12 protein-coding genes are annotated in these 14,149 nt (G+C 61.4%); 2 read left to right on the forward strand and 10 right to left on the reverse strand.

Going from position 1 to position 14,149, the window contains the following annotated elements:
* Positions 1 to 128: 128 nt before the first annotated feature.
* The 3 genes from Q0K02_RS04270 to Q0K02_RS04280 all read right to left on the reverse strand — a co-directional run bounded on the left by Q0K02_RS04270 (position 129) and on the right by Q0K02_RS04280 (position 2,981).
* On the reverse strand, positions 129 to 1,127 hold the full coding sequence (locus Q0K02_RS04270; RefSeq protein WP_294485378.1) for an aldo/keto reductase: 999 nt from the start codon (positions 1,125 to 1,127) through the stop codon (positions 129 to 131).
* Between the two features lie 22 nt (positions 1,128 to 1,149).
* The gene (locus Q0K02_RS04275) at positions 1,150 to 2,199 is read right to left on the reverse strand and encodes an alcohol dehydrogenase catalytic domain-containing protein (RefSeq protein WP_294485380.1); all 1,050 of its coding nucleotides are present in this window, start codon (positions 2,197 to 2,199) and stop codon (positions 1,150 to 1,152) included.
* Between the two features lie 290 nt (positions 2,200 to 2,489).
* On the reverse strand, positions 2,490 to 2,981 hold the full coding sequence (locus Q0K02_RS04280; protein ID WP_294485382.1) for a cupin domain-containing protein: 492 nt from the start codon (positions 2,979 to 2,981) through the stop codon (positions 2,490 to 2,492).
* A 448-nt stretch (positions 2,982 to 3,429) separates the two neighbouring features.
* On the opposite strand from Q0K02_RS04280, the gene Q0K02_RS04285 reads away from it, so the two are divergent.
* Positions 3,430 to 3,909 carry a flavodoxin gene (locus tag Q0K02_RS04285; protein WP_294485383.1) on the forward strand — a complete coding sequence of 160 codons (480 nt, stop codon included), beginning with the start codon at positions 3,430 to 3,432 and terminating at the stop codon, positions 3,907 to 3,909.
* 69 nt (positions 3,910 to 3,978) lie between these two features.
* Complete coding sequence (locus Q0K02_RS04290) at positions 3,979 to 4,923, forward strand: cyclophilin-like fold protein (RefSeq protein WP_294485385.1); 945 nt, start codon at positions 3,979 to 3,981, stop codon at positions 4,921 to 4,923.
* 190 nt (positions 4,924 to 5,113) lie between these two features.
* Here Q0K02_RS04290 and Q0K02_RS04295 read toward each other — a convergent pair whose 3' ends face one another.
* The 7 genes from Q0K02_RS04295 to Q0K02_RS04325 all read right to left on the reverse strand — a co-directional run bounded on the left by Q0K02_RS04295 (position 5,114) and on the right by Q0K02_RS04325 (position 14,073).
* Entirely contained in the window at positions 5,114 to 5,461 is a 348-nt protein-coding gene (locus tag Q0K02_RS04295; protein ID WP_294485386.1) for a DsrE family protein, read from the reverse strand.
* A 17-nt stretch (positions 5,462 to 5,478) separates the two neighbouring features.
* The gene (gene htpG, locus Q0K02_RS04300; RefSeq protein ID WP_294485387.1) at positions 5,479 to 7,497 is read right to left on the reverse strand and encodes a molecular chaperone HtpG; all 2,019 of its coding nucleotides are present in this window, start codon (positions 7,495 to 7,497) and stop codon (positions 5,479 to 5,481) included.
* 291 nt (positions 7,498 to 7,788) lie between these two features.
* Positions 7,789 to 8,529: a DUF4851 domain-containing protein gene (locus Q0K02_RS04305; RefSeq protein ID WP_294485389.1), complete on the reverse strand. Its 741-nt coding sequence runs from the start codon at positions 8,527 to 8,529 to the stop codon at positions 7,789 to 7,791.
* Positions 8,530 to 8,921: 392 nt separating this feature from the next.
* Complete coding sequence (locus Q0K02_RS04310; protein WP_294485391.1) at positions 8,922 to 9,866, reverse strand: TIM44-like domain-containing protein; 945 nt, start codon at positions 9,864 to 9,866, stop codon at positions 8,922 to 8,924.
* A 136-nt stretch (positions 9,867 to 10,002) separates the two neighbouring features.
* Positions 10,003 to 10,746, reverse strand: coding sequence for a sulfite exporter TauE/SafE family protein (locus Q0K02_RS04315; RefSeq protein WP_294485394.1), 744 nt, complete (start codon positions 10,744 to 10,746; stop codon positions 10,003 to 10,005).
* Between the two features lie 798 nt (positions 10,747 to 11,544).
* Entirely contained in the window at positions 11,545 to 13,140 is a 1,596-nt protein-coding gene (locus tag Q0K02_RS04320) for a (Fe-S)-binding protein (RefSeq protein ID WP_294485395.1), read from the reverse strand.
* A gap of 12 nt (positions 13,141 to 13,152) precedes the next feature.
* Positions 13,153 to 14,073 (reverse strand): respiratory nitrate reductase subunit gamma, encoded by a 921-nt coding sequence (locus tag Q0K02_RS04325; RefSeq protein ID WP_294485397.1) that lies wholly within the window; start codon positions 14,071 to 14,073, stop codon positions 13,153 to 13,155.
* Positions 14,074 to 14,149: the final 76 nt, after the last annotated feature.

The following is a 14,149-nucleotide window of genomic DNA, read 5'->3' on the forward strand; positions in this document are numbered from 1 at the left end:
AGTTCTTGCCCGATTCTGCCCGAGGCGGCGTGAACGGAACGCATCCCTGCCGCCCCCGCACAGGAAGAGCGCTCTCCTGCCCCGCTCCGCGCATGCTCGCCCCCGGCGCCGACGAACGCTCCGTCCGGCTACCTGGCCCTCACCGAGCCCAGCCGTTCGATATCCTCGTCCGTTCTGTTGCCGTGTACGACCATGCCCGAAAGCGCGCGCTCCAGAGCCTCGAACTCATCGTCGGAAAGTTCCACGTCCGCCGCGCCGAGGTTCTCCACAATGCGCTCTTCCCGACGCATGCCCGGAATGGGAACCACAAAATCCCGACCATGCAGCATCCAGGCCAGCGAAATCTGTGCGGGCGTGGCCCCCTTGTCTTCGGCAACGCGTCGGAGCAGCATCAGAATCGGCTCGTTGGCCGCCATGTTCCCGGGCTCGAAACGGGTGATGACGCGGCGCACGTCGTCGCCCTGATACACGGCGTTCACGGCGCACCTGCCGCTCAGAAAACCGCTGGCCAGCGGCGAAAACGCCACAAAGCCGATGCCGAGCTCGGCGCAGGCGGGAATGACGTCCTTTTCAAACATCCGCTCCATGATGGAATACTCGCTCTGCACGGCCGCAAGCGGCGTGACCGCATGGGCCCGGCGTATCTGCGACTCCGTGGACTGCGACTGTCCCCAGCCGCGAATCTTGCCCTCCGCAATCAGCTCGCCCATCCAGAACGCCACCTCTTCCACGGTTTCGTCGTCGGGAACGCGGTGCTCATAGTAAAGGTCGATGTAGTCCGTGCGCAGACGGCGCAGCGAATCCTCCACGGCCCGGCGCACCCCGCTTCGGCTGAGCTTGCCCTCGGGCATGTTCTGACCGGGCAGAGCAAACGGCGAAAACTTCGTCGCCAGCACGATGCGGTCGCGAAAAGGCTCCACGGCCCGCCCCACAAGTTCCTCGTTCACAAAGGGCCCGTATCCTTCCGCAGTATCGAAAAAGGTGCAGCCGAGCTCAAAGGCTCGGCGTATGAGCCGCACGGCCTCCTCTTCCGAAGGGCCGACCCCGTAGCCGTGCGAAAAGCCCATGCAGCCCATGCCCACGGCCGAAACTTCCAGACCGCTGCGTCCCAGCCTTCTTTTCTTCATGTCACACCTCCCCGGCGTCCCGCTACGGGCGGATCACCGTTTTCAGCACGCGTCCCTCGGCAGACACCTGCATTTCCAGCGCATGCTGAAGTTCTTCCAGCGGCAGAACGTCGGTGACGTACTTTTCAGGATCAATAATGCCGCGGGCAATGAGATCAATGGTTTCCTCAAATTCCCGGCGCGTGCAGGACACGCTGCCGGTGAGCCTCACTTCATGCAGCACTGCCCGGTTCAGCTCGAAAGGCACCGTGGGCGAGACGGAATTGCCTATCATGACCACCTCGCCGCCGGGCTTCACGCCGTCCAGACAGGCCGCCAGCGAGTCGCCGGAACCCACGGCCTCAAAAACCACGTCGAAGCCGCCCTCGGAAAGCTCCAGCATTCTTTCGGCCCTGTCCGGCGCGTTGCCGTACACGTAGGCGTCGAAATCGCCGATTTCGCGCGCCTTGCCCGTCTGCCGATCGTCGATGCGGGACATGACGAGCAGCGAGGCTCCGGCCTTCTTCGCCAGACCGCCGATGAGCTGGGCAATGATGCCGCTGCCCACGACAAGCACCTTGTCGTGCAGCTTGAGCCCCGAACGACGCACCGCGTGATAGGCCACCATGAGCGGATCAATGAGGCCTGCGGCCACGTCCGACACCGTATCGGGCAGCCGATAGGCGTTCATGGCCTTGCCGACGAAGTATTCCGCATAGCCGCCGTTGCACACGAAGCCGATGTAGTTCGTGCCGTTCACGGCGCGGCAGAGCTGTTCCCGGCCCGAGCGGCACATGTCGCATTCGCCGCAGTAAAGGTTGGCCCAGAACGTGACGCGCTCGCCTGCGCGAAAATCGCTGTCGCCGGGATCGGTCACCGTGCCGCAGAATTCGTGCCCCATGATGAAGTGTTCCGGCGGCTGACTGCTCCAGCCCTTGCCTGCCTTCCACATGTGAATGTCGCTGCCGCACACGCCGCAGGCGCGCACGCGAATGCGCAGCATGCCCGGAGCCATGTCCGGGACGGGCACGTCCATGATCCGCACCTCGCCGGGACCGACGAGCACGCCGGCCTTCATGGTGTTCTCTGCCATAAAAAATTCTCCTTTGTTTACGAATGAGTCTCATTAACGAACGTTGCCTTGCCCGGCGCGACCGCGATCTGCTTCGCGCGGCGCAGACAACGCGCGCAGGGCTCCGCCGCCTCCCCCTGCCGTGTTCAGAGGCGGATAAGCAGGACGCATTGCGCCTCGGTACGCACAGGGCCGAGCATGCCGTTCGCTCAAAAACGCCGCGGCATGCAGGCTGCGACACAAGAAAAACACCCCGCCCCGGGACTTGCCGCAGGACGGGGATGACCGCTCAATACTGCGGAATCAAACAATTACCTGGCGTTGTACTGTTCGTCGGTGACCTTTTCCATCCAGACCACGACCTTGCCCGGCTCCTTTTCCTCGCAGATGGAGATATGAGTCATGGCGCTGTTCGGCGCCGCGCCGTGCCAGTGCTTGACATTGACGGGACAAATGACCACGTCGCCCGCACGGATGACCTGAATGGGCTTGCCCCACTCCTGCGTGAGGCCCACGCCGGACGTGACGAGGAGCGCCTGCCCTACCGGATGAATATGCCAGTTGGAACGCGCGCCCGGCTCAAAGGTGACCACGCCCACGCTGGAGCGCATGTCGTTGTTGGCGGGATAGAGCTGTTCAACGCGCACGCTGCCGGTGAAAAACTGATCCGACCCCTTGGCGGTCGGGAACTCGCCGTTGCGCAGAATGGTCTGCGACTTGCCGATTTCGGCGGCGTCGCCCTGCCCGGGCAGAGCACAGAGGGCGGCAAGAGTCAGAGCCATGGACAGGATCAACTTGTTCATAGAGACATCCTCCGGTTTTTCGATGAGCATGAAGGCATGGTACCGGGAGGCGCAGCGCTCAGCCAGCTACGATACTCTCTATTTTTTGCCTGATCGTTGCAGAAACAACAGGCCGCCCGATGCATCTGCCCGAAGATGCCGCATTCGCGTTGCCCGTAACAAAACAATCTGCGAGAAACAGGCAAGAAGATGCGAGAATTGCAGCTGTTCGCCGTCGCGCCCTCCCGTTATGCATAAATAAGAAGCGGATCTCTTTCCGCCGACGCTTCTCCCCGGCTGCTTTCAACCGGAGCGCATCCGGCGGAACATGCATCCGGGAGGAACCATGCATTATCCAAAACCCCTTACGTCCCCTCTCTTCGTTCTTCTGGCGTTCTTTTTCGTCTTCTGCGGCACGGCGTCGGCCGCGCCTCAAAGCAGTTCTTCAAAGCACGCAGACTCTCCGTGCATGCTCATCGCCTACTTTTCCCTCTCAGGAAACACCCGTCTCATCGCCCGCGACATTCAGCGCATGACCGGCGGAGAACTCTTTGAAATACGTCCCGTGCGCCGCTACGGCCCCGACTTCGACACCGCCGTGGAGCAGGCCAGACAGGAACTCAGGGAACAGGCGAGGCCGAAGCTAAAGGAAACCATCTCCGACATGAGTCGTTACGACGTCGTCTTCGTGGGCTTTCCCAACTGGGTGGGAACCATGCCCATGCCGGTCTTCAGCTTTCTGGAACAGCACGATTTCAGGGAAAAAACCATCGTGCCCTTCTGCACGCACGGCACCAGCGGCCCGGCCAACACCATAAACGATCTCAAGGCCCTTCCCCTGCATGCCACTGTCCGCGACGCGCTTTCCGTCTATCGAAACGACGTGCGCGACGCCGAAGGCAGAGTGCGCGCATGGCTGAAGGATCTCGGATATCTGAAGGAAGACTGATCCGCCCCTTGCCACCTTTTCCCGCACGCAAAAGAGTCCATCATCTCCAACATTCAAGGAGCACGCTGCATGAAGGACATACTCGTCACGCTGCTTGGAGCCCTGCTCACCTTTACTCTCGCCTCGCCCTGTTCCGGCGCTCCCGCCTCGACAGACTCCGGCCGAAGCCTCATTCTCTTCTATTCGCTCTCGGGAAACACCCGTCTGACGGCCGAAGCCCTGAGCCGTCTCACCGGCGCGCCCCTGGCGGAAATAAAAACCGTCGAACCCTATCCCGACGACTTTCACGCCGTGGTGGAACAGGCAAGGCAGGAGCGAAGCACCGGCTATCTTCCTCCCCTTCTGCCCCTTCAGGCAAATCTGAACGACTACGACACCATCTATCTCGGCTTTCCCATCTGGAGCAATTCCATTCCGCAGCCCATGGCAACCTTCCTTTCCGAACATCCTCTCGAAGGAAAAACCATCCTTCCCTTCTGCACGCACGACGGGTACGGCCCGGGACGCAGCGCCCGCGTGGTGGAGGAATACTGTCCGAAGGCGCGAGTGCTCCCCATATTCGACATGCTCGGCTCCGAAGCCAGAGACGCGGAACCAAAACTCGCGTCATGGCTGCAGGAGCTCGGCGTGGCCGCTTCCTCCGCGTGGAACATCGTCATCCGCATCAACGACGTCGAACTTTCCGCCGTGCTCGACAACAGTCCCGTCGCCGGGGAATTCCTGCGCCGACTGCCGCTTTCGATACCCATGGTGCAGTACGGCGGCCGTGAATACTACGGCGGCCTCGACCGGGAAATCCCCACGACGGAAGAAGGAAGACTGCGCTTTGACGACGGCGACATCACCTACTGCCCGCAGAACAACAGCGTGGCCCTCTTCTACGCCCAGACCTCGCGGCCGAATCTTACCATGAAGGTCATTCCCATGGGCCGCGTGACTTCCGACCTTGCCCCGCTGCACGAACTGCCCTCGTCCGTCATCGCGCACTTTTCCCTGCAAAGCGCTCAGCCCTGATGCGCGCCGCCTGTTTTAACCCAAAAACGCCGTCCGGAATTTTTTCTGTTCCGAACGGCGTTTTTCTCTCCGTAAAGAGCGCTGCCTGCTCGCAGACGCAAAAGAGGCGGAACACTCACGCGTTCCGCCTCTTTGTTCCGCGCGCAAAGACTCTCTTCAGAATCTCTGCGCGCCGTTGTCTGCCAAAAAACTACGGACGCAGCAGGGCAAAGCCCTCGCGCTGCAGCTTCACGATTTCCACCACGCCAGCAGGCACGACTTCGCAGCCTTCCCACAAGTCTTCGCGGGCCACGCTGAACGACTTCAGCGCGTTGTTGCACAGCCTGATGGAAAGACCTTCGGCCATGAGCTTCGCGCCGCGTTCGGCAAGAGATGCGTTGGCGCGGGTAAAGAGCTGCACCGCCGGTCCGTTGGCCACCATGACCACACGGAAGTCTTCGCCGGGCAGCGCGGCCTTGTAGTTGGCCACGTTGTTGAAGGCCAGATTGAGACGGGCGGGATCGTTGTCGTCCACATGGATGACGAGGTCGTAGTACATGGGCGCTCTCCTTGCGTTTACTTGCGCAGATCAGAATACCAGCCCGCGGCCTGACGAAGCAGACGCATGCTGCGTTCCGCCATGGCGAAGGGCTCGTTCATGTAGCCGTCGAGCAGAAGCGTGGAATCGAACAGGGCGTTCACCATGTCCTTGAAGGTCTCGTCCTCGGCGCCTTCCTTGCAGATGCGCATGAGCGAGCGCACCAGAGCATGATCGGGATTGAGTTCGAGAATCTTCTTCGGAATGCCTTCGCTCTTCTGCATGACGCGCATGAGCTTTTCCATGGAAGAGCTTACGCCCTCGGGCGAAACGAGACAAGCCGCCGCGTCGATGGGCCGCGAGGCCGCGCGCACGTCCTTCACCTGATCGCCGAGAATGGTCTTCACCGCGCTGATGAGCGCATCGAGTTCCGGCTTTTCCTCCTCGGAAAGCGGCTCGGGCTTGGGTTCGGCGTTCTCCACGTCCGGGAAGGCGTCCAGCGCGCCGGCTTCGACCAGCTCCACGGACTTGAACGGATGCTTCTGGTATTCCATGATGGCGTCCAGCGCGAACTCGTCCACCGGATCGGTGAGGTACAGCACTTCGAGTCCCTTGCGGCGGAACTGGCCGAGATGAGGATTCACCTTGGCCGCCTCGATGGACGGAGCCGACACGTACCAGATTTCCTTCTGATCGGGCTTCATGCGGGAAATGTAGTCGTCGAGGCTGGTGAGCTTGTCGTCCTGCGCCGTGGAGTAGTAGCGCAGCAGCGGAGCCACGCGGTCGCGGTACTGATAGCTGTCGAAACCGAACTTGATGTACTTGCCGTGCAGCTTCCACATGGCCTCGTACTTTTCAGGATCGCTCTTGGCCATGCGCTCGAAATGCGTGAGCAGCTGACGGGTGATGGTCTGGCTTATCTTGCGCAGCACCACGTTTTCCTGAAGCGTTTCACGGGAAATGTTGAGCGGCAGATCTTCGGTGTCCACCACGCCCTTCATGAACGCGAAATAGTTGGGCAGAAGCTCCTTGTTGTGACGGTCGATGAGCACGCGGCGAACGTACAGATCGGGGCCCCATTCGTCCTTGCGCTCGTCGAAGACGTCCACCGCCGTGCCGGGAATGTACAGCAGGCAGCTGAACTGCACGGGCGCATCCACCGAGAAGTGAATGACGTCGAGCGGTTCCTTCTGATCGAAGGTGAGGAACTTGTAGAACTCGTTGTACTGTTCCTTCGTGATGGAGAACTTGGGCTCGCGCCACAGCGCCGCCGTGGTGTTGACGCGCTCGCCGTCGAGCTGAATGGCGAAGGGCAGGAAGTTGGAATGCTTGCGGATGACGCCTTCAAGACGATATTTTTCCTCGTACTCGTGCGCGTCGTCGCGAAGGTAGATCTTGATGCTGGTGCCGCGCTTCAGTCCTTCGGCCTCCGCGCCTTCCAGCGCGCGGATGGTGAAGCTGCCCGTGCCGTCGGAAGTCCACACGTGCGGCGTGCCGTCGCCCGTGGCGGAAACGGAGGTCACTTCCACCTTCCTCGCCACCATGAACACCGAATAGAAGCCGATGCCGAAACGACCGATGATCTGAGCCGCGTCGTCGGGCTTGCTGTCGTCGTGCTCCACGATGGGCTCTTCGGCGTCAGCGGGCTTGTCCTCGTCGTCCTTGTCCTCGTCGGACTTCTCAGCGTCGGCCTTCGCTTCTTCGGCGGGCTTGTCTGCGGCCTTTTCCGCCTCGCGCTCCTTCAGGAACTGCTCGGAACCGGAACGCGCAATGGTGCCCAGGTTGTCGATCATTTCCTGTTCGGTCATGCCTATGCCGGTATCGGCAACGGTGATGACGTGATTATCCTTGTCCGTGGTGATGGTGATTTCCAGCGGCAGTTCCGGATCGCGCACCTCGCCGCCGGTGCTCTGAAGAAAGCGCACCTTTTCCAGGGCGTCCGAAGCGTTGGAGAGCAGCTCGCGAAGGAAGATTTCGTGGTTGGTGTACAGAGAGTGCGTAAGAATATTGAGCAGCTTGCACGTTTCCGCGCGAAACTGATGAGTGGTTTCCGCCATGACATGGCCTCCTGATATGTTTCCGAACGCGCGGCAGACGCCGCCGTACGGTCATCGCTGAAGAAAGGGCCCGACAGCATGCGGGCCCAAGAGTCACATAAGGCGAAGAGGCGGCAAGTCAAGGGGACGACGCAAAAAAAGCCGGACTTCCGACGCCGCGTCGGAGTCCGGCCCGGGGCCGTGCGCCTGTCATGCAGGGATCTTCTCCGCAGAGCGGAAAAGCGGGGACCATGCCCTGCGGCGGCAGATGCCGCCTCGCGCTGAAACGAAGACAGGCGCGCGGGTCTGCCGTTACGAAGGATTATCCATGGTAGAGCCGAGCACCGTGCTCAGCAGTCTGGACGATACGCCGGAATCCCCCCAGGCGTAGGGCCGCACCATGTCGGCAGAAATGTCGCCGTTTTCCCCGAATCTGGCCGAAAAGGCCGTGTCGGCGCGCTGCACGAAGGCCTTGAGCTCGGCATCTTCCACGATGGGGCAGCGTTCGGTGGCCAGCGGTTCGCGGTACTCCACGAGCAGCTTGCTCTCGCCGTTGTTCACTATCCATTCGTACTGGCTGACCATGACGCCGGCCGTCCAGCCCATGCCGCGTTCGGCAAAGGCGGGCATCCAGGGATCAAGCTGCACGGGGCGGACGAACACCCGCTGGGTGACGGTTTCGGGTCTGTCCCCGCCGCAGGAGTACAGCACGGGCAGAAATTCCAGATTGGTGGACATGATGCCCGGATACCAGTACTTCGAGCCCGCGTCGGCGAGCGCCACGGCAAGCTGCGCGCCGCTTTTCGCGCTCAGGCTGTACCACACCACGCCCGGCTCGGAACGGGGCAGTTCGCGGTCGGTGGAAAGCATGACCGTCATTTTGCCCTGCGCCACGGCCGAGAAGTCGGGCGAGGTCTTGACCGCCACCGTGGGACGGGCCGTGGACTCAAAAGCGCCGACATTTCCCGATCCGCGCACCAGAGCCCATTCCGCACAGGCCGCCGAAGGTATCGACAGCACCAGAAAAGCCAGAATCGAAAGCATTCTCTTCATGACACGCTCTCCATGTTTCCTGTTCCGGATCATCCCGGAACAGGGCTCAGACTAGCAGAACGCGCATGATAAGAAACCGGATGCAACCGTGAGCGGCATGAGTAATCACGCAAAAACATTGATAATAACGCCGGAAAGGACGCCTTTTCCCCGCCGTGGATGGCGCGGATTGCCCGTGCGGTCAACAATCATGTCCTCCCGGGCGCGGAAAGGGAACATCGCGCGCCCTCTGCGCCGGAGCGCCGCGGCAAAAACGCTCCCGGCGAGCCGTCTTTTCGGCACAACAACGCGCATCCGCGCCGAAAGAGCGCAAAAAAAAGACCGGCTCCCCCCGACGGAGGAACCGGCCGGATACGGACGCCCGGAGGCGGGGCGTCCGTTTTTTTTCAAGTTCAGGCAAGCTGCTGAATGCCGTCGAGCTTCCAGCTGTCGCCCTCGGCGCGGGAGCACACGAAGTGCCACACTTCCCGCACCTGTTCGGGACGGGCGGCGCGCTGATCTTCACGCATGAGCACGTCGAAGTACACGGCCACGCGGCGCAGATCGCCCTCGTCGCGCACCTCGATGACGGAAGCGTTCACCAGCAGAATTTCGGTCTTGCCGGGATTCGGATCCTGCTTCGCCTGCTCGCGCAGTTCGCGCATGACGTCTTCGGTGGCGAAGTTGGCGATGTCGTCAAGATCGCGGCGATCCCACGAGGCCTGGAGGCGCGTATAGGCCGCCTTGGCTCCGCGCAGGAATTCGTCCTGATCGAAGTCGGCGGGCAGAACCACGTCGTTCTGCGCTTCCGCAGCCTGCTGAACCGGCTGTTCGGAGCGCAGATTGTCCCATGCGCCGCCCTGAGAGGCCTGACGAGGCGCTTCGTAGTCGCGGGGAGCGTCGTAGCGGTAGGCCTGACGTTCGTTGCTGTCGGAAGAAGCCTGACCGCCGCGGAAGCGACGGAACATGCGCACGCCGAAGTACACAAGCAGGCCGAGAATAATCAGATTGAGCACGCCGCCCAGCATGCCGCCGCCCATGCCGTGACCGCCGAACAGGGAGCCCAGCAGCGTGCCGGCAAGAAGGCCGCCGAACAGGCCGCCGAGAAGACCGGTATTGTTGCGGGCCATGGTGGCGGCGCCGCCGTTGGCCGTGCTGGCCATGGGGGCCTGACGCTGCACCGAGGAGGAGCCTCCGCGGAAAGCGCCGGAAGGCGGCGTGGCCGGCCGGCTCATGATGGAGGAACTGCCGAAGCTTCGCCCGCCGCCGAGACGTGCGGCATCCGCATAGTCAGGCATGGAGAAGGAGAGCGTGGCGAGGCAGGCCGCGCAGAGGGCGAAAGTTTTCCATTTGTTCATGTTCATTCCTTATGGGCTGAGTTATCGACCATCCGCCCCGAAACGGAGCGGGTACAGTCACCAATACCATAATCACGAAAAGCGCCGCTGGGAAGAGCCGAACGGGCCTTTTCGCGCAAAGCATAACGCGGAAATATTACCATCCCATGGCACGGGCAAAAAGAATCACCGCGGCAAGGGCCAGAAATCCCAGCACGATGCGCTGAAAAAGCTGCTGATTGATGCGGCGGCCGAGGCGCACGCCCGCAATCTGCCCCAGAAAACAGCCCGCCACGCCCGCGAGCGACACCTGAAACAACGTCACGGTGTACAATCCGGCAAAGGCCTGCGAAAGCACGGAAGCCACGCTGGTGAACACGTAGAACACGCTCATGTTGCCGCGCGCCCTGTCGGCGGACCAGTGCTTCATGAGCACGTAAATGCCGAGCGGAGCCCCCACCATAGCCACGGAGCCGCTCACGAAGCCGCAGACGAGACCGGCCGCAATGCCGATGATCGTGGAATCCGGCAGGCGGTACGAGGCCGCCTTGTGAAAGCACTGCATGGCGATGAAGCAGGCGAGCATGGCGCAGACCATGAGCTGAAGGGTCTGCATGGAGGCCACGCGCAGCACCAGCGCGCCGAGAAAGCAGCCCGGCACCGCGCCGATGACAAGATCGCGAATCTCCCGCCAGCAGCACGACTTGCGGTAGGAATAGGAAAGATGAACCGTGCCGTACAACCCCGTGAGGCAGGAAACCAGCACGGCGTCGCCCGGCGAGAGCACCGCCGTCATGAGGGGCATGGCCACCATGATGGTGCCTATGCCCGTGGCCCCGCCGACAACGCCGCCGAAGCACCAGCCCAGCCCGACCATGAAGCACGTCCAGAAAAAGTCCATAATTCCTCCTCGGGCTCGCGTTTGGCGCGGCGCGCAGGTTGCAGATTGATCGCCGGTAAATTGAGCAGAGTTATACTCTGGCTATTTCGCCTTGTCCAGACGGGAACAAAACGATTTGCGCTCCCCGCGACGGAGCGTCGCTGTCGCGTCCGCCTTTTTCCGGTTCCACTGTCCGCCCCGACTGTTCCTGCGTCGCGGCAATGCCCCTCGTTGAACTCCCGCGCGCTGCCGAGCTCCCCTCTCCCGGCCCGCACGAACATCGGGCCCTCCTGACAACACATTCTCCGTGAATCTGCGCGGAACCAGCCCCCCGTCATGCCAGCCGCGCGGAGTCCGGAGCAAACATCTCCGGCAGTCTCCGAATGCTTCCGCCTCCCCGGTGGATGTGCCCGACGGACGAGCGCTGCCCGGGCTCCCCCCTGCCCTTTCCGTCGGCTTTCCCGTCATGATGCCGCATGTGATGTTCCCCAGCCGTTGCTCCGCTGCGTCATTAACGCGCGCATGCATGCGGTCCGGCTTCGACAAATCCGCACACTGCCTGATCGCCCGTCGCGCCGACTCTGCCGCCCTGTCTTCCGCCGCCTCTGCTTCCCCCGGACGAATCTCCATGAAAAACAGTCCTGCGACGCACCGGAGCCGCCGGACGCCCGGCCCGGCCCCGAAACTTCGCTGCCGTCAGTGAACGCCTCCCCTGCCCGACTGACGTTTTCCCCGCGGATAAAAAAACAGGACGGAAGCCGGAGCCTCCGTCCTGTCGTTCTCAGGGGAGGAAGATCGCTCTTCCTCCCGCCGTTGTTCTTATTCTTCTTCCCACTTGATGAAGCCGGGCTTCACGTCGGTCATGGCATTGACGATGAGTTCGACAAGGCCGCCGTACTGCATGCCGTTCTTCTCAAGCAGATTGTTCTGTTCGAGCAGTTCGCGGATCTGGCCCTTGCAGTTGGAGCAGGGAGCGCAGATGTACTTCTTGACTTCAGGACCGAGGCAGTCCTTGAAGGCTCCGCAGATCTGTTCCATCTTTTTACGGCCGGTGATGTTCATGCGCCATTCGTTGATGTTGTTGCGCGTCATGATGGCGAAACCGGAACCGCCGCCGCAGCAGTAGTTTTCCACGCCGTGGGGCGTCATTTCACGGAACTGCGGGCAGATGGCGTGCAGAACGTCGCGCTGAGGCTTCACCACGCCCATGAGACGAACCAGGTTGCAGGGGTCGTGCAGGGTGACGGGGAAGTTGTTGCGGCTGGGATCGAGCTTGAGGCGACCGCCGAGCACGATGTCGCGCAGCACCGGGAAGCAGCTTTCGCGGGGAATGTTCAGGTCGGGCGGCAGGATGCGGTCGGCAATGACGGTGAGGGCCTTGTGGGCGTGACCGCATTCGCCGAGCACGATCTTCTTGACGCCGAGCTTCTTGGCGGCTTCGGCGTGCTTGATGGCCACGCGGGCGGCCTGCACGTCGTCGTAGAACACGCCGTAGTTCACGGAGTCGTAGCCGGCGATTTCGGAGCTCAGGGTCCAGGACAGACCGGCGGCTTCAAAAATGAGGGAGAAGGCCGCGATGTTGTCGGGCCAGGCGAGCATTTCGCCGGCGTTGTGGATGAGCAGAATGTCGGCGTTCGGCACGTCCCAGGGGGTCTTGAATTCGTATTCCGTGGTTTCGACGTAGTCTTCGTCGATGAATTCCACGGTTTCCTGAACCACGGAGGGATTCATGCCGGTGGAGGAACCGACTTCGAGCTGCAGCTTGGTGCCCTTTTCATGCAGTTCGCGGGGGTTCCAGCCGAATTCCTGGCTGAAGAGCTTGCGCAGTTCGCGGGCGACGAGGCCGTTGTCCACGCCGATGGGGCAAACCTGAGCGCAGCGGCGGCACAGGTTGCAGCGGTAGGAGAGTTCGGCCAGACGCACCACGGTCTTCCAGTTGAGTTCGGTGTCGCCGTAACGCCACTTGGCGAGGGGTTCCTTCTTCACATACTGCTTGTAGATGCGGCGGAACAGCTCGGAGCGGAAGTTCGGACGATACATTTCATGCTCGTTGGACATTTCGTACAGATGGCAGGCCTCGGAGCAGGAGTTGCACTGCGCGCAGTAGTCCATGGTGGTGTCGAGCATGGCAAGGCAGGTCCAGTTGTTCTCGGGAGTGAACAGCTTGCGCACGCCGTCGAGGAAGCGATTGACGATCTCTTCTTCCTCGGCCTTGGTCTGAGGCACGGGAATGAGCAGAACGTTGATGTCGTCGAGCAGGCAGCAGTACTGCTTCTTCTGCTCGTCGGTGATGACCTTCCAGGGGAAGGTCTGGTAGTCCACGGGCATGGGACGAAGGGTATTCACATCAACCGTGGTGAGCAGCCCTTCTTCCCTCGACAGATCATTAAAGGTAAGTTCCTGCGAAGTTTTCATGTATGGAGCTCCTTAGTCCTGCTTCTCGGGGTTGGAAGTGGCAACCTCAGCCCAGGTCTTCTTGCCGTCGCCCTGAACATGCGGGGCGCGCCAGCTGACGGGCAGGTTCAGGTTGTTGGCAAGCTGCTTCTGAAGCTTGGGATTGTTGATGGTGGGAGCATCGCCCCAGCGGATGTCGTGCCAGGTGAAGTACTTCATGAAGAGGTGGCCCAGGAAGCTGTAGGGCACCCAGAAGAACATGAAGAAGCCGATCAGCAGATAGAGAACGTAGAGGGGAGTCAGTTCCATGGCAGTGAAGGTGAACATGCCATAGATGAAGCTGTTGCCCATGAGGGCGAAGTCGTACACGCCGTGACCGAGGCACAGCATGAGGCCGAACAGGCCGTACACGCCGAACAGACCGAGGTTGAAGAAGTGTTCGTTGGTGGTGTACTTGCGCAGCCCCTTGTCGCACAGACGGCGCTGAATGAGGCCGATGGAGCCGAACAGGATGCCGGCAAAGCCGAACACGTCGCAGATCACGGTGATCACGGTGCAGAAGGTCACGAAGCCGTCGGCGCCGGCGAGCATGCCGAGGGCAGACAGAATGGTCATGCCCATGGCGCCGATGAGAAGGTACAGACCGATGTGGAAGGGATACGTGCGCACCCAGAGAGTGCGGTTGTGTTCCCACACGGCCTTGAGGAACAGAGCTTCGATGAGGAAGCCCTTGAGAGCGCCGACCATGCAGCTGCGATACTTGTCCTTCCACCATTCGGTGTTTTCAAGGTAGCTGCCGCCGTATTCGACCTTTTCAGGGTCTTCATGCGCCACGGGATACAGTTCCCAGCGCAGATGCTGAGGTTTCTTGAGATAGCCGATGATTCTCATCAGAGCCACGGCCACGAAGGCTATAACCGCCACATAGGCCAAACAGTAGAAAAAGATGCTCATGGTTGTCTCCTGTCGCGTTGTCCGCCAACTTGCATCCTGACAGGGGCAATCTGCCCCGGCCACATTTCCGCACCAC

This window comes from uncultured Mailhella sp., from assembly GCF_944324995.1.
In the GTDB taxonomy this organism is placed as follows: domain Bacteria; phylum Desulfobacterota; class Desulfovibrionia; order Desulfovibrionales; family Desulfovibrionaceae; genus Mailhella.